Origin of the sequence: Pseudomonas sp. MBLB4136 (assembly GCF_051904765.1) — a bacterium.
Lineage (GTDB): Bacteria > Pseudomonadota > Gammaproteobacteria > Pseudomonadales > Pseudomonadaceae > Aquipseudomonas.
In genome coordinates this window covers 312,641-330,654 of the sequence record NZ_CP196713.1, presented here as the reverse complement: position 1 = coordinate 330,654, position 18,014 = coordinate 312,641, and the positions used below count along the sequence as shown (strand labels likewise).

At 67.1% G+C, this 18,014-nt stretch carries 17 protein-coding genes; 13 read left to right on the top strand and 4 right to left on the bottom strand.

Features of this window, described 5'->3' with window-relative positions; translation table 11 throughout:
- The gene (gene rpmE / locus ACSX1D_RS01565; RefSeq protein ID WP_208708062.1) at window positions 1-216 is read right to left on the bottom strand and encodes a 50S ribosomal protein L31; all 216 of its coding nucleotides are present in this window, start codon (window positions 214-216) and stop codon (window positions 1-3) included.
- A 168-nt stretch (window positions 217-384) separates the two neighbouring features.
- Between rpmE and ACSX1D_RS01560 the strand changes: the two genes are divergently transcribed.
- The 10 genes from ACSX1D_RS01560 to ACSX1D_RS01515 all read left to right on the top strand — a co-directional run bounded on the left by ACSX1D_RS01560 (window position 385) and on the right by ACSX1D_RS01515 (window position 13,233).
- Window positions 385-2,604, top strand: a complete 2,220-nt coding sequence (locus ACSX1D_RS01560) for a primosomal protein N' (RefSeq protein ID WP_439860681.1) — start codon at window positions 385-387, stop codon at window positions 2,602-2,604.
- A 105-nt stretch (window positions 2,605-2,709) separates the two neighbouring features.
- The gene (argS, locus tag ACSX1D_RS01555; RefSeq protein WP_439860680.1) at window positions 2,710-4,452 is read left to right on the top strand and encodes an arginine--tRNA ligase; all 1,743 of its coding nucleotides are present in this window, start codon (window positions 2,710-2,712) and stop codon (window positions 4,450-4,452) included.
- The gene (locus tag ACSX1D_RS01550; RefSeq protein WP_439860679.1) at window positions 4,453-5,139 is read left to right on the top strand and encodes an SPOR domain-containing protein; all 687 of its coding nucleotides are present in this window, start codon (window positions 4,453-4,455) and stop codon (window positions 5,137-5,139) included.
- A gap of 168 nt (window positions 5,140-5,307) precedes the next feature.
- A complete protein-coding gene (gene hslV, locus ACSX1D_RS01545; protein WP_208708058.1) occupies window positions 5,308-5,841 on the top strand; it encodes an ATP-dependent protease subunit HslV in 534 nt (177 codons plus the stop codon).
- Window positions 5,842-5,867: 26 nt separating this feature from the next.
- Window positions 5,868-7,208 carry an HslU--HslV peptidase ATPase subunit gene (hslU, locus tag ACSX1D_RS01540; RefSeq protein WP_439860678.1) on the top strand — a complete coding sequence of 447 codons (1,341 nt, stop codon included), beginning with the start codon at window positions 5,868-5,870 and terminating at the stop codon, window positions 7,206-7,208.
- A gap of 54 nt (window positions 7,209-7,262) precedes the next feature.
- Window positions 7,263-7,637, top strand: a complete 375-nt coding sequence (locus tag ACSX1D_RS01535; protein ID WP_439860677.1) for a gamma-butyrobetaine hydroxylase-like domain-containing protein — start codon at window positions 7,263-7,265, stop codon at window positions 7,635-7,637.
- Window positions 7,638-7,988: 351 nt separating this feature from the next.
- The gene (phaC, locus tag ACSX1D_RS01530) at window positions 7,989-9,668 is read left to right on the top strand and encodes a class II poly(R)-hydroxyalkanoic acid synthase (protein WP_439860676.1); all 1,680 of its coding nucleotides are present in this window, start codon (window positions 7,989-7,991) and stop codon (window positions 9,666-9,668) included.
- A 156-nt stretch (window positions 9,669-9,824) separates the two neighbouring features.
- Complete coding sequence (phaZ, locus tag ACSX1D_RS01525; protein WP_439860675.1) at window positions 9,825-10,682, top strand: poly(3-hydroxyalkanoate) depolymerase; 858 nt, start codon at window positions 9,825-9,827, stop codon at window positions 10,680-10,682.
- A gap of 181 nt (window positions 10,683-10,863) precedes the next feature.
- On the top strand, window positions 10,864-12,546 hold the full coding sequence (gene phaC, locus ACSX1D_RS01520; protein WP_439860674.1) for a class II poly(R)-hydroxyalkanoic acid synthase: 1,683 nt from the start codon (window positions 10,864-10,866) through the stop codon (window positions 12,544-12,546).
- A 72-nt stretch (window positions 12,547-12,618) separates the two neighbouring features.
- The gene (locus ACSX1D_RS01515; RefSeq protein ID WP_439860673.1) at window positions 12,619-13,233 is read left to right on the top strand and encodes a TetR/AcrR family transcriptional regulator; all 615 of its coding nucleotides are present in this window, start codon (window positions 12,619-12,621) and stop codon (window positions 13,231-13,233) included.
- Window positions 13,234-13,291: 58 nt separating this feature from the next.
- On the opposite strand, the gene ACSX1D_RS01510 is transcribed toward ACSX1D_RS01515, so the two are convergent.
- The 3 genes from ACSX1D_RS01510 to ACSX1D_RS01500 all read right to left on the bottom strand — a co-directional run bounded on the left by ACSX1D_RS01510 (window position 13,292) and on the right by ACSX1D_RS01500 (window position 14,879).
- Window positions 13,292-14,035 carry a phasin family protein gene (locus ACSX1D_RS01510; RefSeq protein WP_439860672.1) on the bottom strand — a complete coding sequence of 248 codons (744 nt, stop codon included), beginning with the start codon at window positions 14,033-14,035 and terminating at the stop codon, window positions 13,292-13,294.
- Between the two features lie 11 nt (window positions 14,036-14,046).
- Entirely contained in the window at window positions 14,047-14,481 is a 435-nt protein-coding gene (locus ACSX1D_RS01505; protein ID WP_439860671.1) for a phasin family protein, read from the bottom strand.
- 119 nt (window positions 14,482-14,600) lie between these two features.
- Window positions 14,601-14,879: a polyhydroxyalkanoic acid system family protein gene (locus ACSX1D_RS01500; protein WP_208708049.1), complete on the bottom strand. Its 279-nt coding sequence runs from the start codon at window positions 14,877-14,879 to the stop codon at window positions 14,601-14,603.
- A 154-nt stretch (window positions 14,880-15,033) separates the two neighbouring features.
- Between ACSX1D_RS01500 and ubiE the strand changes: the two genes are divergently transcribed.
- Genes ubiE through ubiB form a run of 3 tightly spaced genes read left to right on the top strand, consistent with a single transcriptional unit; the run spans window position 15,034 to window position 18,001 of the window.
- A complete protein-coding gene (gene ubiE / locus ACSX1D_RS01495) occupies window positions 15,034-15,798 on the top strand; it encodes a bifunctional demethylmenaquinone methyltransferase/2-methoxy-6-polyprenyl-1,4-benzoquinol methylase UbiE (protein WP_208708048.1) in 765 nt (254 codons plus the stop codon).
- Window positions 15,798-16,415, top strand: a complete 618-nt coding sequence (locus ACSX1D_RS01490; protein ID WP_439860670.1) for a ubiquinone biosynthesis accessory factor UbiJ — start codon at window positions 15,798-15,800, stop codon at window positions 16,413-16,415. The genes ubiE and ACSX1D_RS01490 overlap by 1 nt, the downstream gene beginning before the upstream one ends.
- Window positions 16,412-18,001 carry a ubiquinone biosynthesis regulatory protein kinase UbiB gene (gene ubiB / locus ACSX1D_RS01485; RefSeq protein WP_439860669.1) on the top strand — a complete coding sequence of 530 codons (1,590 nt, stop codon included), beginning with the start codon at window positions 16,412-16,414 and terminating at the stop codon, window positions 17,999-18,001. Before ACSX1D_RS01490 ends, ubiB begins: the two co-directional genes overlap by 4 nt.
- Window positions 18,002-18,014: the final 13 nt, after the last annotated feature.

Sequence of the window (18,014 nt, the reverse complement as noted above, 5' to 3'; positions counted from 1 at the left end):
TTACTTGCTGGCGCCGAACATGCCGAAGCGCTGCTTGAAGCGGTCAACACGGCCGCCGGTATCCAGCATCTTCTGCTTGCCGGTGTAGAACGGGTGGCACTCGTTGCACACGTCCAGGCTCAGCGGCTTGGCCAGGGTGGAGCGAGTTTCGATTACGTTGCCACAGCTGCAGGTAGCGGTGATTGCTTCGTAGTTCGGGTGGATATCGGCTTTCATGGTGCATTCCTCGGGGCTGACGTGCCGCCACCCAACACTATTGTTGGATACCGCACGGAAATAGGTCGCGGATGATACCAGACCGACAACCCGATGCAAGCCAGGGCCCCTGCCGGCCGTCGCGCGCGCCCATGCTAAGATCGCCGCACCCTTGCCTGGAGCCTCTGCGTGCCCGACGCCATTCTGCGCCTCGCCCTGCCGTCACCGCTGCGCCGCCTGTTCGACTACCGCGCGCCCCCCGGCGTGCCGCGCGCAGCCTTGCAACCGGGCATGCGCCTGCGCGTACCGTTCGGCCGCCGCGAGCTGATCGGCATCCTGATCGAGGTGTGCGACCACAGCGAGGTGCCGGCGGACAAGCTCAAACCGGCCCTGGCCTTGCTCGACAGCCAACCGCCGCTGCCACCGGCGCTGTTTCGCCTGTGCCTGTGGACGGCGCAGTACTACCAGCACAGCCTCGGCGACACCCTCAGTTGGGCGCTGCCGGTGCTGTTGCGCCAGGGCGAGCCCGCCGAGGCCCGCCAGGAGCGCTTTTGGCTGCTCAGCGAAGGCGCCCAGCCGGACGATCCGCGCCTGGCCCGCGCACCGCGCCAGCGCCAGGCACTGAAGGTCATCGCCCAGCACCCCCACGGGGTCGCCCACCAGCTGCTCAGCCAGCTGCAGCTGAACAAGGACAGCCTCGAGCTGTTGCGGGAGAAGGGCCTGGTGCGCATCGAGGTGCGCCGCCACGCCGCCCGCGAGCGGCACGCCAGCTGGCTGGCGCAGCCCGAGCTGCCGCTGAACGCCGAGCAGCAGGTCGCCGAGCGCGCCGTGCGCGCCGGCTTCGGCCGCTTCGGCGCCTTTCTCCTGGCCGGAGTGACCGGCAGCGGCAAGACCGAGGTCTACCTGCAACTGATCCGCGCCACCCTGGAGGCCGGCAAGCAGGCCCTGGTGCTGATTCCGGAGATCAACCTCGGCCCACAGACCCTGGCGCGCTTCGAGCGGCGCTTCAATGCACGCATCGCCCTGCTGCACTCGGCGGTCAACGACCGCGAGCGCCTGGACGCCTGGCTGGCGGCGCGCGACGGCGAGGCCGACATCATCATCGGCACCCGCTCGGCGCTGTTCACGCCGATGCAGCGCCCGGGGCTGATCATCATCGACGAGGAGCACGACGCCTCCTATAAACAGCAGGAGGGCCTGCGCTACCACGCCCGCGACCTGGCCCTGGTGCGCGCCCGCCAGGAGAACGTGCCGATCCTGCTCGGCTCGGCCACCCCCTCGCTGGAAAGCCTGCACAATGCCAACAGCGGTCGCTACCAGCTGCTGCGCCTCGAGCGGCGCGCCGGCGGCGCCCATCCTCCGCGCTTCCTGCGCCTGGATGTGAAAAGCCTGCCGCTGGACTCGGGCATCTCCGGCCCGATGCAGCAGGCCATCCGCCAGACCCTGGCGGCCGGCCAGCAGGTGCTGGTATTCCTCAACCGCCGCGGCTTCGCCCCGACCCTGCTGTGCCACGACTGCGGCTGGCTCTCCGAGTGCCCGCGCTGCGATGCGCGAATGACCGTGCACCAGCGCTCCAACGAACTGCGCTGCCACCATTGCGGCCACGTCGAACGCCGGCCCAGTCACTGCCCGAAATGCCAGAAGCTCGACCTGCGCCCGGTCGGCGCCGGCACCGAGCGCGCCGAGGAGCGCCTGGCGATCCTCTTCCCCCAGGTACCGGTGCTGCGCGTGGACCGCGACAGCACGGCGCGCAAGGAGGCCATGAACACGCTGTTCAACACCATCCAGCGCGGCGAACCGTGCATCCTGGTCGGCACCCAGATGCTCGCCAAGGGCCATCACTTCCCCCGCGTCACCCTGGTGGCGATCCTCGATGCCGACGGCGGCCTGTTCTCCGCAGACTTCCGCGCCAGCGAGCGCATGGCCCAGCTGATCGTCCAGGTCGCCGGTCGCGCCGGCCGCGCCGAGGAAGCGGGCAAGGTGATCATCCAGAGCCACCTGGCCGACCACCCTTTATTGGTGCAGCTGACCGAGCAGGGTTACTTCGCCTTCGCCGAGCAGGCGCTGAGCGAGCGCCGCGACGCCGGCCTGCCGCCCTTCTGCCACCTGGCCCTGCTGCGCGCCGAGGCGCACAAGCCGGGGCAGGCCGAGGGCTTCCTCGACGAGGCGTGCAACGAGGCCGAACTGCTGGTGAACGAGCTGCAACTGGACGGCATCGAACTGCTCGGCCCGGTGCCGGCGCCGATGGAGCGCCGCGCCGGCCGCTACCGCGCCCAATTGCTGTTGCAGAGCAGCGCCAGGGCACCGCTGCACCGCCTGCTGCACAGCTGGCTGGCGGCGCTGGAGCAGATGCCCAGCGGCCGCGCGGTGCGCTGGTCGCTGGATGTCGACCCGATCGATCTGTTCTGATCAAAGACGACAGCGGTTGGCAAGCCCGGATGGGCCACGGATAATGCGCAGTTTTCAACCAGCGCCCCAGGGCGCCGCCGCCCCACGCGGCCGGACGAGCAGACCATGAAAGACAGCATTCGCCACCTGATCCAGCAAGCCCTGACCCGCCTGACCACCGAAGGCGTGCTGCCCGAAGGCCTGAGCCCGGCGATCCAGGTGGAGAACACCAAGGACAAGAGCCACGGCGACTTCGCCAGCAACATCGCCCTGATGCTGGCGAAGCCGGCGGCCATGAAGCCGCGCGAGCTGGCCGAGAAACTGATCGCCGCGCTGCCGGCCGACCCGCAGATCAGCAAGGTGGAGATCGCCGGCCCGGGCTTCCTCAACTTCTTCCAGAACAGCGATGCCCTGGCCGGGCGCCTGGAAGCGGCGCTGGCCGACGCGCACCTCGGCGTGCGCAAGGCCGGCAGCCCGCAGCGCGTGGTGATCGACCTGTCCTCGCCCAACCTGGCCAAGGAGATGCACGTCGGCCATCTGCGCTCGACCATCATCGGCGACGGCGTGGCGCGGGTCCTCGAGTTCCTCGGCGACGAGGTGATCCGGCAGAACCACGTCGGCGACTGGGGCACCCAGTTCGGCATGCTGCTGGCTTATGTGATGGAGCAGCCCAAGGGCTTCAGCTCGCCCGAGCTGGCGGACCTCGAGACCTTCTACCGCGCGGCGAAGAAGCGCTTCGACGAGTCGCCCGAGTTCGCCGACCGCGCCCGCCAGCTGGTGGTCCAGCTGCAGGCCGGCGACAGCGAATGCCTGCGCCTGTGGAACCAGTTCAACGACCTGTCCCTCGGTCACGCCCAGGAGGTCTACGACCGTCTCGGCGTCAAGCTGAGCAAGGCCGACGTCAAGGGCGAGAGCGCCTATAACGCCGAGCTGCCGGGGATCGTCCAGGCGCTGCGCGACAAGGGCCTGCTGACCGAGGACAACGGCGCCCAGTGCGTGTTCCTCGAGGAGTTCAAGAACGCCGAAGGCAATCCGCTGCCGGTGATCGTGCAGAAGGCCGGCGGCGGCTACCTGTACTCGACCACCGACCTGGCCGCCATGCGTTTTCGCAGCCAGGTGCTGAAGGCCGACCGCGCCCTGTACTTCGTCGACCAGCGCCAGGCCCTGCACTTCCAGATGGCCTTCGAGGTGGCGCGCCGCGCCGGCTTCGTGCACCAGGCCATGGAGCTGGAACACATGGGCTTCGGCACCATGAACGGCGCCGACGGTCGCCCGTTCAAGACCCGCGACGGCGGCACGGTGAAGCTGATCGACCTGCTCGACGAAGCCGAGCAACGCGCCTACGCCCTGGTCAAGGGCAAGAACCCGGAACTGGACGAGGCCGAACTGCGGCAGATCGCCCGCTCGGTGGGCATCGGCGCGGTGAAGTACGCCGACCTGTCCAAACACCGCACCAGCGACTACAGCTTCAACTTCGAGCAGATGCTCAGCTTCGAGGGCAACACCGCGCCCTACCTGCTGTACGCCTACACCCGGGTGGCCAGCGTGTTCCGCAAGCTGGGCAAGGGCATCGACGAGATCGGCGGCCAGATCAGCCTGGTGGCCGAGCAGGAGCAGGCCCTGGCGGCCAAGCTGGCGCAGTTCGGCGAGGTGCTGAACAACGTCGCGGACAAGGGTACCCCGCACGTGCTGTGCACCTACCTGTACGACCTGGCCGGTCTGTTCTCCAGCTTCTACGAGAACTGCCCGATCCTCGCCGCCGCGGACCAGGCCACCCAGCAGAGCCGCCTGCGCCTGGCGGCGCTGACCGGCCGCACCCTGCAGCAGGGCCTGCAACTGCTCGGCCTGGAAACCCTGGAGCGCATGTAAGTGGCCGCCGCCCGCAAGAAGCCGGCCGCCAAGCGCGGCGCCAGCCGCTACAAGGCGCCGGCGAAGAAACCGGTGCCGGCCTGGATCTGGCTGGCCTGCGGTTTGGCGATCGGCGGCTTCATGACGTTCCTGTTCAGCCTCGAGCCCGGCCGCGACGAGATCAAGCGCGACAAGGCCGCGCAGGCCAGCGGCAAGCAGGGCGGCAAGCCGCCCCAGGACTCCCCGGGCAAGGCCGAGCCGGCCAAGCCCAAGTACGACTTCTATACCCTGCTGCCCGAGTCGGAGGTCATAGTGCCGCCCCAGGCCCTGGAGCAGCCGGCGCCAGCGGCCGAACAGAAGCCGGTGAGCGCCGAGGAAGCGGCCAAGATCGACGCCGCGCGCGCCGAGGCGGCGCTCAACGGCGAGGTGCCGCCTCCGCCGCCGGTGGTCGCCCAGGCCCCGCTGACCACCCAGTTCTTCCTCCAGGCCGGCTCGTTCCGCCGCAAGGACGACGCGGAAAGCCTGCGCGCGCAAATCATCCTGCTCGGCCAGAACGTGCGCGTGGAATCCGGCACGGTGCGCGAGGAAGTCTGGCACCGGGTGCTTATCGGCCCCTTCGCCGACCGCCAGCAGCTGGCCCAGTCGCAGAAGGCCATGGCCGCCAACGGCTTCAGCAACCTGCTGCTGCAGCAGCGCCAGGTGCGCTGAGCGTCGCGGGCCCCGCCTCGCCCGCGACGGGGCCGCGGTAATCCGCTGTTACAGCCGGGCCACGGCCATTCGGCCGAGAATCGCCCGGCGTCGGTTGAAAAGCGCCACACGCCACCCCATCTGAGTCTGCATTGGGCATTTTCGCCCCGCTGCGTGGAGACTCTCCCCTTGACCACCATCGTTTCAGTGCGCCGCCACGGCAAAGTCGTCATGGGCGGCGACGGCCAGGTTTCCCTCGGCAACACCGTGATGAAAGGCAACGCCAAGAAAGTCCGGCGCCTCTACCACGGCCAGGTGCTGGCCGGCTTCGCCGGCGCCACCGCGGACGCCTTCACCCTGTTCGAGCGCTTCGAGGGCAAGCTGGAAAAACACCAGGGCCACCTGATCCGCGCCGCCGTCGAGCTGGCCAAGGACTGGCGCACCGACCGCTCGCTCAGCCGCCTGGAGGCCATGCTGGCGGTGGCCAACAAGGACGCCTCGCTGATCATCACCGGCACCGGCGACGTGGTCGAGCCCGAGCACGGCCTGATCGCCATGGGCTCCGGCGGTGGCTATGCCCAGGCCGCGGCCATGGCCCTGCTGCAGCACACCGAGGAAATGAGCGCCCGCGAGGTCGCCGAGACCGCGCTGAACATCGCCGGGTCCATTTGCGTGTTCACCAACCAGAATCTGACCATCGAGGAACTGGACTCGGCCATCTGAGCCGCCGTCCGTTCAGGAGCCGTACCATGTCCATGACCCCTCGCGAGATCGTCCACGAGCTCAGCCGCCACATCATCGGCCAGGACGATGCCAAGCGCGCCGTGGCCATCGCCCTGCGCAATCGCTGGCGGCGCATGCAGCTGCCGGCCGAGCTGCGCGCCGAAGTCACCCCGAAGAACATCCTGATGATCGGCCCGACCGGGGTCGGCAAGACCGAGATCGCCCGGCGCCTGGCCAAGCTGGCCAACGCCCCGTTCATCAAGGTCGAGGCGACCAAGTTCACCGAGGTCGGCTATGTCGGCCGCGACGTCGAGTCGATCATCCGCGACCTGGCCGATGCCGCGGTGAAGATGCTGCGCGAGCAGGAGATGACCAAGGTCCGCCACCGCGCCGAAGACGCCGCCGAGGAGCGCATCCTCGACGCCCTGCTGCCACCGGCGCGCACCGGCTTCAACGAGGACCCGGTGCCGAGCGGCGACTCCAACACCCGCCAGCTGTTCCGCAAGCGCCTGCGTGAGGGCCAGCTGGACGACAAGGACATCGAGATCGAGGTGGCCGAGTCCGCCGCCGGCATCGAGATCATGACCCCGCCGGGCATGGAGGAGATGACCAGCCAGCTGCAGAGCCTGTTCTCCAACCTGGGCAAGGGCAAGAAGAAGAGCCGCAAGCTCAAGGTCAAGGAGGCCCTCAAGCTGGTGCGCGACGAGGAAGCCGCGCGCCTGGTCAACGAGGAGGAACTCAAGGCCCGCGCCCTGGAGGCGGTGGAGCAGAACGGCATCGTCTTCATCGACGAGATCGACAAGGTCGCCAAGCGTGGCAACACCGGCGGCGCCGACGTGTCCCGCGAGGGCGTGCAGCGCGACCTGCTGCCGCTGATCGAGGGCTGCACGGTCAACACCAAGCTGGGCATGGTCAAGACCGACCACATCCTGTTCATCGCCTCCGGCGCCTTCCACCTGAGCAAGCCCAGCGACCTGGTGCCCGAACTGCAGGGCCGCCTGCCGATCCGCGTGGAACTCAAGGCCCTCAGCCCCGAGGACTTCGAGCGCATCCTCACCGAGCCCCACGCCTCGCTGACCGAACAGTACGCCGCGCTGCTCAATACCGAAGGGTTGAACATCGAGTTCGCCGCCGACGGCATCAAGCGCCTCGCCGAGATCGCCTGGCAGGTCAACGAGAAGACCGAGAACATCGGTGCGCGGCGCCTGCACACCCTGCTCGAGCGCCTGCTGGAGGAAGTCTCCTTCAGCGCCGGCGACCTGGCGTCCAAGCACGAGGACGCGCCGATCGTCATCGATGCGGCCTACGTCAACGGTCACCTCGGCGAACTGGCCGAGGACGAAGACCTGTCGCGCTATATTCTCTAGATCAGCCACCCCAGCCGCCCGGAGCCTCTCCGGGCGGCACCGCAGTCGACGACCATGACCCAGATCCCCAGCGCCATAGAGCTGCACAAAGCCTCGAAGACCCTGACCCTGAAGTACGGCCAGGACAGCTACACCCTCTCCGCCGAGTTCCTGCGCGTGCACTCGCCCTCGGCCGAGGTGCAGGGCCACGGCACGCCGATCCTGCAGACCGGCAAGCTGCACGTCGGCCTCAGCCGCATCGAGCCGGCGGGCAATTACGCCCTGAAGCTGTGCTTCGATGACGGCCATGACAGCGGCCTGTACACCTGGGACTACCTGTACCGCCTGGCCACCCAGCAGGACGCGCTCTGGGCCGAGTACCTGGCCGCGCTGGCCGCGGCCGGCAAGACCCGCGACCCGGACGAGTCGGTGGTCAAGCTGATGCTCTAATCTGGCGCAAGCCGGGTCCACACCCCAGTCGCCCCGCCTCAATACCGTCTCCCATTTACCCGCCGCCGAGCCCGGCGGCACCCTTCCTATCCGCCCGGTTAGAGCGCATTTTCTAATCCTTCCCGGCATACTCCCCGCATATTCGGCCCGAATCGCAGCCTGCTTGCGCAAATATAAAAACTCGGGTAACCAGGGAGCTGGCAGGTTCCCTGCATTTGCCGAACGGGCAAATGCAACAAAATCGCGGAATAGTCCGCCTTCGGTAACCCGAGCAATATCCGGCCCCTTGGCCTCGTGTCTCCGTGCACAGCAGTACGCCGGTATTCGCCTCAGGACAATGGAGCGTCGTTGATGACAGATAAACCCAGTGATGACCTGAAGAATCAGGCCTCCGAGAACACCCTCGGCCTGAGTCCGGTAATCGGCATTCGCGGTAAGGACCTGCTGAGCTCGGCGCGCACCGTGCTCACCCAAGCCATCAAGCAGCCCCTGCACAGCGCCAAGCACGTGGCCCACTTTGGCCTGGAGCTGAAGAACGTGCTGTTCGGCCAGTCCGAGCTCGCCCCCGAAGCCGGCGACCGCCGCTTCACCGACCCGGCCTGGAGCCAGAACCCGCTGTACAAGCGCTACCTGCAGACCTACCTGGCCTGGCGCAAGGAACTGCACGACTGGGTCGAGGAAAGCGACCTGTCGGTACAGGACGCCAGCCGCAGCCACTTCGTCATCAACCTGATGACCGAGGCCATGGCCCCGAGCAACGGCATGGCCAACCCGGCCGCGGTCAAGCGCTTCTTCGAGACCGGCGGCAAGAGCCTGCTGGACGGCCTCTCGCACCTGGCCAAGGACATCGTGAACAACGGCGGCATGCCCAGCCAGGTCAACATGAACGCCTTCGAGGTCGGCAAGAACCTGGCCACCACCGAAGGCGCGGTGATCTTCCGCAACGAGGTGCTGGAGCTGATCCAGTACAGGCCGATCACCGAGCAGGTGCATGAGCGCCCGCTGCTGGTGGTGCCGCCGCAGATCAACAAGTTCTACGTGTTCGACCTGTCGCCGGAGAAGAGCGTGGCCCGCTTCCTCCTGCGCAACGGCGTGCAGACCTTCGTGGTCAGCTGGCGCAACCCGACCAAGGCCCACCGCGAATGGGGCCTGAGCAGCTATATCGAGGCGCTGAAGGAAGCCATCGACGTGGTGACGGCCGTCACCGGAAGCAAGGATGTGAACATGCTCGGCGCCTGCTCCGGCGGCCTGACCACCACCTCCCTGCTGGGCCACTACGCCGCCCTCGGCGAGCACAAGGTCAATGCCCTGACCCTGCTGGTCAGCGTGCTGGACAACCGCCTGGAGACCGATGTCGCCCTGTTCGCCGACGAGAAGAGCCTGGAAGCCGCCAAGCGGCGCTCCTACCAGGCCGGCGTGCTGGAAGGCAGCGACATGGCCAAGGTGTTCGCCTGGATGCGGCCCAACGACCTGATCTGGAACTACTGGGTCAACAACTACCTGCTCGGCAACGAGCCACCGGTGTTCGACATCCTCTACTGGAACAACGACACCACCCGCCTGCCGGCCGCCCTGCATGGCGAGTTCATCGAGATGTTCAAGACCAACCCGCTGATCCGCCCCGGCGCCCTGGAGGTCTGCGGCACGCCGATCGACCTCAAGCAGATCACCGCCGACCTGTACTGCGTCGCCGGCACCACCGACCACATCACGCCCTGGGAGTCCTGCTACAAGTCGGCCAACCTGTTCGGCGGCAAGGTGGAGTTCGTGCTGTCCAACAGCGGGCATATCCAGAGCATTCTCAACCCGCCAGGCAACCCCAAGGCGCGCTACATGACCAACACGGAAATGCCCCAGGACCCGAAGGACTGGCAGGAGAGCTCGACCAAGCACACCGATTCCTGGTGGCTGCACTGGCAGAACTGGCTGGCCGAGCGCTCGGGCGAGAAGAAGAAGGCGCCCACCCACCTGGGCAACAAGAAGCACGCCACCGGCGAAGCGGCTCCGGGGACTTACGTTCACGAGCGTTGATCGCCTGCGCACTGCGCGGCGCTGCCCGCGGCACCGGACGTGCCGCTCGTCCATCCGACCACTATGGCCGGGTGGGCGAACCAGGTTTCGCCCTGGTGGATCTGGGAACGACCTGGAAGGTATGACCCAGCGTTTTAATTGATAGGGCCCTTGCGCATGTCGCTACCTTTCGTATTTCGCACCATCGAGCTGGACGGCCAGACCCTGCGTACCGCCGTTCGCCCGGGCAACGGCAAGCTGACGCCCCTGCTGATTTTCAACGGCATCGGCGCCAACCTGGAGCTGGTCATGCCCTTCGTCCGCGCCCTCGACCCGGACCTGGAAGTGATTGCCTTCGACGTGCCAGGGGTGGGCGGCTCCTCCACTCCCAGCACGCCCTATCGCTTCCCGGGCCTGGCCAAGCTGGCGGCGCGCATGCTCGATTATCTGGACTACGGCCAGGTCAACGCCATCGGTGTGTCCTGGGGTGGCGCGCTGGCGCAACAATTTGCCCACGACTACCCGGAACGCTGCAAGAAGCTGATTCTCGCCGCCACCTCGGCCGGTGCGGTGATGGTGCCGGGCAAGCCCAGGGTGCTGTGGCGCATGGCCAGCCCGCGGCGCTACATCCAGCCGTCCTACGGCGTGCAGATCGCCCCGGACATCTATGGCGGCGCCTTCCGCCGCGACCCCAAGCTGGCCCTGGCCCATGCCAGCAAGGTGCGCTCGGGCGGCAAGATGGGCTACTACTGGCAGCTGTTCGCCGGCCTCGGCTGGACCAGCATCCACTGGCTGCACAAGATCCGCCAACCCACGCTGGTGATGGCGGGTGACGACGACCCGTTGATTCCCTTGATCAACATGCGCCTGCTGGCCTGGCGCATCCCCAACTCGGAGCTGCACGTGATCGACGATGGCCACCTGTTCCTGGTGACCCGTGCCGAGGCGGTGGCGCCGACCATCATGAAGTTTCTCGAAGAGGAGCGGCAGCGCGCCGTGATGCACCCGCATCCGAGCAGTGCGCGCAGCCAGTGAGAAGGCAGGTTGTCGCACCGCTGCAGTGCATCGCTCGTCCGCTTGACCCAACAGAGGGCGCAGGCTAATAACACTAACCCGGCAGCGGCGCTGCCGCCCTGCCTTTTGCGCGCCTTGGTACAGGCCTTGCTGCGAGCAGCGGAATTCGGATCTCAGCGGATAGACGACGGAGTGTTGCCCCATGCGAGAAAAGCCACGTATCGGCGCCTTACCAGCCCCTGCCACCTTCATGACTGCCCAGAACGCGGTGGTCGGCCTGCGCGGCCGCGACCTGCTGTCGACCCTGCGCACCCTGGCCCTGCAGGGCATCCGGCAGCCGGTGCACAGCGCCCGCCATGCCCTGGCCCTGGGCGGGCAGCTGGGGCGAGTGTTGCTCGGCGACACGCCACACAAGGTCAACCCGCAGGATACGCGCTTCGCCGACCCCACCTGGCAGCTCAACCCCCTGTACCGCCGGGGCCTGCAGGCCTATCTGGCCTGGCAGCAGCAGCTCAATCGCTGGATCGACGAAAGCAGCCTGTCCGCCGACGACCGCGCCCGCGCCCGCTTCGTCACGGCCATGCTCAATGACGCCCTGGCGCCCTCCAACTCCCCGCTCAACCCGCAGGTGCTCAAGGAGCTGCTCAACAGCGGCGGCACCAGCCTGATCAGGGGCCTCGGCCAGCTGTTCGACGACCTGCTGCACAACCACGGCCTGCCCAGCCAGGTCAGCAAGCAGGCCTTCGAGGTCGGTCGCAACCTGGCCGCCACGCCGGGCGCGGTGGTGTTTCGCAATGAGCTGCTGGAGCTGATCCAGTACAAGCCGATGAGCGAGAAGCAGTACCTGCAGCCCTTGCTGGTCGTGCCGCCGCAGATCAACAAGTACTACATATTCGACCTGTCCAACGAGAAGAGCTTCGTCCAGTACGCCCTGAAGAACGGCCTGCAGACCTTCATCATCAGCTGGCGCAACCCCGATGCCCGGCATCGCGAGTGGGGCCTGTCGACCTATGTGCAGGCCCTGGAAGAAGCCATGGACGCCTGCCGGGCGATCACCGGCAGCAAATCGGTCAACCTGCTGGGGGCCTGTGCCGGCGGCCTGACCATCGCCGCCCTGCAGGGCCACCTGCAGGCCAAGCGGCAACTGCGCAAGGTCGCCAGCGCCACCTATATGGTCAGCCTGCTCGACAGCCAGGTGGACAGCCCGGCCATGCTCTTCGCCGACGAGCAGACCCTCGAGGCCGCCAAGCGCCGCTCCTACCAGCAAGGCGTGCTGGACGGCCGCGACATGGCCCGGGTGTTCGCCTGGATGCGCCCCAACGACCTGATCTGGAATTACTGGGTCAACAACTACCTGCTCGGCAAACAGCCGCCGGCCTTCGACATCCTTTACTGGAACAACGATTGCACCCGCCTGCCGGCCGCACTGCACGGCGACCTGATCGACTTCTTCAAGTACAACCCGCTGAGCCACGCCGGTGGCCTGGAAGTCTGCGGCACCCCGATCGATCTGCGCAAAGTCGGCGTCGACAGTTTCAGCGTGGCCGGGATCAACGACCACATCACGCCCTGGGATTCGGTGTACCGCTCGACACTGCTGCTGGGCGGCGAGCGGCGCTTCATCCTGTCCAACAGCGGGCATATCCAGAGCATCCTCAACCCGCCCGGCAACCCCAAGGCGACCTTCCTGGAAAGCCCCAAGCTGACCGGCGACCCGCGCGCCTGGTACCACGACGCCCGCAAACACGATGGCAGCTGGTGGCCGCAGTGGCTGGAGTGGATCCAGCAGCGCTCCGGCGATCAACGCGAGAGCGAACCGGCCCTGGGCAGCGCGCAATACCCGAGCCTGGAAGCGGCGCCTGGCACCTATGTGCACGTGCGCTGAGTCGATCAACCGCTGCCCGGACATTTGCCCGGGCAGGCTGTACCCCCTCACGCGGCCCTATAAGAACAGTCGATGAAAACTCGTGACCGCATCCTCGAATGCGCCCTGCTGCTGTTCAATCAGCAGGGCGAACCCAATGTCTCCACCCTGGAGATCGCCAACGAACTGGACATCAGCCCGGGCAACCTGTACTACCACTTCCACGGCAAGGAGCCGCTGATCCTCGGCCTGTTCGAGCGTTTCAAGGAGGAACTGGCCCCGCTGCTCGACCCGCCCGCCGACGCGCGTCTGGATGTCGAGGATTACTGGCTGTTCCTGCACCTGATCGTCGAGCGCCTGGCCCATTACCGCTTCCTGTTCCAGGACCTGTCCAACCTGGCCGGACGCCTGCCCAAGCTGGCCCGCGGCATCCGCCAGTGGCTCAACGTGCTGAAGCGCACCCTGGCCAGCCTGCTGGCGCGGCTGAAAGCGGAGGATCAGCTGGTCAGCGAGACCCAGGCCCTGGGCCAGCTGGTCGAGCAGATCACCCTGACCCTGCTATTCTCCCTCGACTACCAGCGCATTCTCGGCGAAGAGGGCGAGAGCCGCCTGGTGGTGTATCAGGTGATGATGCTGGTGGCCCCGCACCTGACCAGCGAATCGCGACAGGCTGCCGAGCAGCTGGCCCGGCGCTACGTGGAAGCCTGAGCCCGGAAACGCAAACGCCCGACACGAGGTCGGGCGTTTGCGGGTAACGCGCTCAGCCTCAGGACTGGCTGGTAGGCGTGGTTGCTGCTGGCGCATCGGCCGGCGCCACTGCGGCCGCAGGCACCGCCGGCTCGGAAGAAGCCGGCGCCACGACCTTGGCCAACGGCGTCTTCTTCACCGCCGGCTTCTTCGCCGCCGCCGGCTTGGCAGCCTTGGCTACCGCCTCGGCAACCGGCTCCGCCTTGGCCGCCGGTTTCGCGGCGGCTTTCGGCGCAGGCTTGGCCGCGGCCTTGGTCACCGGCTTAGCGGCAGCCTTGGCGGCGGGCTTGGCCGCTGCCTTGGTGGCGGTCTTGCGGGCAGGCGCGACCGACTTGGCGCTGACGCCGGTCAGCTGCTCGATCTGCTTGGTCAGGCTCTCGACCTTGTCGTTGAGCGCCTTGACCTCGCTGCGGCTGGGTACGCCGAGACGCGAGATGGCATTGTGCAGGCGCTTGTCGAAAGCCTCCTCCAGTTCGCCCCACTTGCCGATGGCCTTGTCCTTGACTTCGTCGACCTTGGAGCGCGCGGAGCCCACTTTCGACTCGACAGTGGACTTCACCGCATCGACCTGCTTGTCGACGCCGCTCTTGGCCTGCTTCTCGGCCTTCTCGCCATCCTGAACCAGTGAATCGAAGAGCTTGGTGCCGTCCTTGCTGACCTTGGAGTAGGCACCCAAGCCGGCCAACCAGATCTGGCGCGAGTACTTCTCGACCTCGCCGATCCAGGAGCTGGTCTGTTTCTCGGATTTCTTCTTAACAGCCATCCTGCTCTCCTTTATTTGCTACGCGCGACATGCTCGAGCAATGCGCCCAGTTCATCCAGCTTAGCAGAGAGCTCTTCGATATCTTGCTTGGTCGGGATGCCGATACGCTTGAGGGCGCCGGCCACACGATTGTCGAAAGCCTTCTCGATCTTGTCGATTTGCACATCGACCTTGCCCTTGACGCTGCTGACGCGGTTCTTCACGCCGTCGAGCTGGCTGTTGGCCGCCTCGACCTGCTCGCCAACCAGCTTCTTGCCCTGCTCTTCGACGCCTTCACCGGCCTTGACCAGCTCCTTGAAGTATTCGGCGCCTTCCTGACCCGCCTTGGCGTAGGCTCCGAGACCGGCCAGCCAGACCTTGCGGGCGTAGACTTTGACGTCACTCAGCACGCCGGCTTTGGCTTCGGCTTCGACTTCGGCTTTCTTCTTGATTGCGACTTTCGACATGGTGCACCTCATGCGCGGTGATTTGAGGAAACGCCCACGGAATGCAGGCTTGGCACCAAGGTATCGAGGAAAATTAGAAACCGCATACTAGCCGCCGAAAATCGTGCGACGAACTCGTCTCAGGCCTTGAGACTCTTGTCCAGCACCTCTTCGATCTGCCGCTTGATGCTGCCGCCCATGGCCGACAGCAGCAGGCCGAGCTTGAGCTCCACGTGGACCCGGTCCTCGCCGACCTCGATACGCCCATCGGCGCCGCTGCGCTTGAACTCCAGGGTGTCGCCAGTCCAGCGATACTTCACGTCGAACTCGCGGGCCAGGCGCTCGGCCAGCTGTTCGGCTTTCGCCCGGGCCGCCTCGCGGCCGAGGCTATGGGGGCGTTCCACGGTGATTCTAGTCATGGCCTTTCTCCTCACTGCGACCTTCGATCGCGCGACTATATCAGCCCCGGGCCGGTCCTCGCGCGGCGCGGCGCCGCGCACGTCAAGACAAAGGTAGGCCGCAGGTTTAGAATGGCCGCCACTTTGATTCAGCCTCTCTTTAGGTAAGGGCGTCATGACCGACAAGCGCAGCGACAGCGAACCCACCACGCACTTCGGCTTCCAGGATGTTCCGGAAAGCCAGAAGGCGCAGAAGGTCGCCGAAGTCTTCCACTCGGTGGCCGCCAAATACGACCTGATGAACGACCTGCTCTCCGGCGGCATGCACCGCCTGTGGAAGCGCTTCACCATCGAGCTGTCGGGCGTGCGCCTGGGCAACCGGGTGCTGGACATCGCCGGCGGCACCGGCGACCTGACCAAGCAGTTCGCCCGCCTGGTCGGCCCCCAGGGCGAGGTGGTGCTGGCCGACATCAACGAGTCGATGCTCAAGGTCGGCCGTGACCGCCTGCTCGACCGCGGCGTGGCCGGCAACGTCAAGTTCGTCCAGGCCGACGCCGAGAAGCTGCCGTTCCCGGACAACCACTTCGACTGCGTGACCATCGCCTTCGGCCTGCGCAACGTGACCCACAAGGAAGACGCCCTGCGCTCCATGCTGCGCGTGCTCAAGCCCGGCGGCCGCCTGCTGGTGCTGGAGTTCTCCAAGCCCTCCAGCGAGCTGCTGTCGAAGGTCTACGACACCTACTCGTTCAGCTTCATGCCGCTGATGGGCAAGCTGATCACCAACGACGCCGAGAGCTACCGCTACCTGGCCGAGTCGATCCGCATGCACCCGGACCAGGACACCCTCAAGGCGATGATGGCCGATGCCGGCTTCGAGCGGGTCACCTACCACAACATGACCGGCGGTATCGTCGCCCTGCACCGCGGTATCAAGCCCTGATGCTGCTGGGCGGGCTGCTGGCCGGGGTCGAACACGGCCTCAACCGGGTGCTGGCCATGGACGGCACGGCGCTGCCGCGCCTGGCCCGCCTGGGCGGCCGGGTGATCGAACTCGACTGCCGGCAACCCAGCCTGCAGCTGTTCATCCTGGCCGACGAGCAAGGCCTGCGCCTGGCGGCCAACTGGGCCGGCGACGCCGACTGCCGCCTGCGCGGGCCGGCCGCCAGCCTGCTGCGTTTGGCCACCAGCGCGGACAAGAGCGCCGTACTGCACAGCCCCGAGGTCGACCTAGATGGCGACAGCGCGGCACTGCTGGAGCTGGTCGGCGTTCTCCAGGACCTCGAGCTGGACTGGGAGTACGAGCTGGCGCGCTGGCTCGGCCCGGTCGCCGGCCAGCTGCTCGCCAGCCACCTGCGCAGCCGCGCCAGCTGGACCGCACAGAGCCTCGACAGCCTGCGCCTGAACCTCGCCGACTACCTCAGCGAGGAGTCGCGCAGCCTGGTCGGCCGCCGCGAGGCCGATGCGCGCTTCGCCGAGCTGGATGGCCTCAAGCTCGCCCTCGATCGTCTCGATGCGCGTATCGAACGCATCGCCCAACGCCATAAGCCCACCCCATGAAGCTGCTCGCCGTTCGCCGCCTGTTGCGCATTCAGCGCGTGATCATCCGCTACCAGCTGGACGATCTGCTGTTCGACCTGCCGTTGCCGCTGTGGCTGCGTGCCCTGCGCTATGCGCTGCCCTGGCACTGGCTGCCGCGCCGCGTGCATGTGCTGTCGCGCGGCGCCCGCCTGCGCCTGGCCCTGGAGGAACTGGGGCCGATCTTCATCAAGTTCGGCCAGCTGCTGTCCACCCGCCGCGACCTGTTGCCCCCGGACGTGGCCGACGAGCTGGCCAAACTGCAGGACCAGGTGCCGCCCTTCGACCCGGCCCACTCCCTGGCCCTGATCGAGGCCCAGCTGGGGGCCAAGGTCGGCGAGGTGTTCGCCCGCTTCGACACCAAGCCGCTGGCCTCCGCCTCGGTCGCCCAGGTGCATGCGGCGCAGCTCAAGAGCGGCGAGGAAGTGGTGGTCAAGGTGATCCGCCCCGGCCTCAAGCCGGTGATCCGCCAGGACCTGGCCTGGCTGTTCCTGCTCGCCAAGCTGGCCGAGAAGGCCTCGCCGGATGCCCGCCGCCTGCGCCCGGTGGAAGTGGTCGGCGATTACGAGAAGACCATCTACGACGAGCTCGACCTGCTGCGCGAGGCGGCCAACGCCAGCCAGCTGAGGCGCAACTTCGAGGGCTCGCCGCTGCTCTACGTGCCCCAGGTGTACTGGGACCTGTGCCGGCCCAAGGTGCTGGTGATGGAGCGCATCTACGGCGTGCCGGTGACCGACCTGGCCAGCCTCGCCGACCAGCGCACCGACATGAAGCTGCTGGCCGAGCGCGGCGTGGAGATCTTCTTCACCCAGGTGTTCCGCGACAGCTTCTTCCACGCCGACATGCACCCCGGCAACATCTTCGTCAGCACCCACCAGCCGTGGAACCCGCAGTACATCGCCATCGACTGCGGCATCATCGGCAGCCTCACGCCCGAGGACCAGGACTACCTGGCGCGCAACCTGATCGCCTTCTTCAAGCGCGACTACCGCCGGGTCGCCCAGCTGCACATCGATTCCGGCTGGGTGCCGGCCACCACCCGGGTCAACGACTTCGAGGCGGCCATCCGCACCGTGTGCGAGCCGATTTTCGAGCGGCCGCTGAAGGACATCTCCTTCGGCCAGCTGCTGCTGCGCCTGTTCCAGACGGCGCGGCGCTTCAACATGGAGGTGCAGCCGCAACTGGTGCTGCTGCAGAAGACCCTGCTCAACATCGAGGGCCTGGGCCGCCAGCTGTACCCGGACCTGGACCTGTGGAGCACCGCCCAGCCCTTCCTCGAGCGCTGGATGCGCGAGCGCATCAGCCCGCGCCACCTGCTGCGCAACCTGCAACAGCAGGTCGAGCAGGTGCCGCACCTGTCGCAGATGGCCCGCGATACCCTGGAACGGCTCAATCAGCAGCAGCCGCTGGCCCAGGTCGAGGCGCCCGACCACCGCCAGTGGCCCGCGCGCCTGCTCGGCGCCCTGCTGGTGGCCGGCGCCGCCGCCCAGGGCCTGGCGCTCAGCCTGCCGGCCTGGCCGAGCTGGGCCATGCTGGCCGGCGGGCTGTTCCTGGTACTGCGCCGATAGCCAGGCCCGAGCC

What these genes read in the sequence shown, in the direction of transcription:
- ACSX1D_RS01510 (WP_439860672.1), bottom strand. Translation starts at nt 14,035, where the DNA reads ATGGCTGTTAAGAAGAAATCCGAGAAACAGACCAGCTCCTGGATCGGC.
- ACSX1D_RS01490 (WP_439860670.1), top strand. Translation starts at nt 15,798, where the DNA reads ATGCTGCTGGGCGGGCTGCTGGCCGGGGTCGAACACGGCCTCAACCGG.
- phaZ (WP_439860675.1), top strand. Translation starts at nt 9,825, where the DNA reads ATGTCGCTACCTTTCGTATTTCGCACCATCGAGCTGGACGGCCAGACC.
- ubiB (WP_439860669.1), top strand. Translation starts at nt 16,412, where the DNA reads ATGAAGCTGCTCGCCGTTCGCCGCCTGTTGCGCATTCAGCGCGTGATC.
- rpmE (WP_208708062.1), bottom strand. Translation starts at nt 216, where the DNA reads ATGAAAGCCGATATCCACCCGAACTACGAAGCAATCACCGCTACCTGC.
- phaC (WP_439860674.1), top strand. Translation starts at nt 10,864, where the DNA reads ATGCGAGAAAAGCCACGTATCGGCGCCTTACCAGCCCCTGCCACCTTC.
- argS (WP_439860680.1), top strand. Translation starts at nt 2,710, where the DNA reads ATGAAAGACAGCATTCGCCACCTGATCCAGCAAGCCCTGACCCGCCTG.
- ACSX1D_RS01500 (WP_208708049.1), bottom strand. Translation starts at nt 14,879, where the DNA reads ATGACTAGAATCACCGTGGAACGCCCCCATAGCCTCGGCCGCGAGGCG.
- ubiE (WP_208708048.1), top strand. Translation starts at nt 15,034, where the DNA reads ATGACCGACAAGCGCAGCGACAGCGAACCCACCACGCACTTCGGCTTC.
- hslU (WP_439860678.1), top strand. Translation starts at nt 5,868, where the DNA reads ATGTCCATGACCCCTCGCGAGATCGTCCACGAGCTCAGCCGCCACATC.
- ACSX1D_RS01515 (WP_439860673.1), top strand. Translation starts at nt 12,619, where the DNA reads ATGAAAACTCGTGACCGCATCCTCGAATGCGCCCTGCTGCTGTTCAAT.
- ACSX1D_RS01505 (WP_439860671.1), bottom strand. Translation starts at nt 14,481, where the DNA reads ATGTCGAAAGTCGCAATCAAGAAGAAAGCCGAAGTCGAAGCCGAAGCC.
- phaC (WP_439860676.1), top strand. Translation starts at nt 7,989, where the DNA reads ATGACAGATAAACCCAGTGATGACCTGAAGAATCAGGCCTCCGAGAAC.
- ACSX1D_RS01535 (WP_439860677.1), top strand. Translation starts at nt 7,263, where the DNA reads ATGACCCAGATCCCCAGCGCCATAGAGCTGCACAAAGCCTCGAAGACC.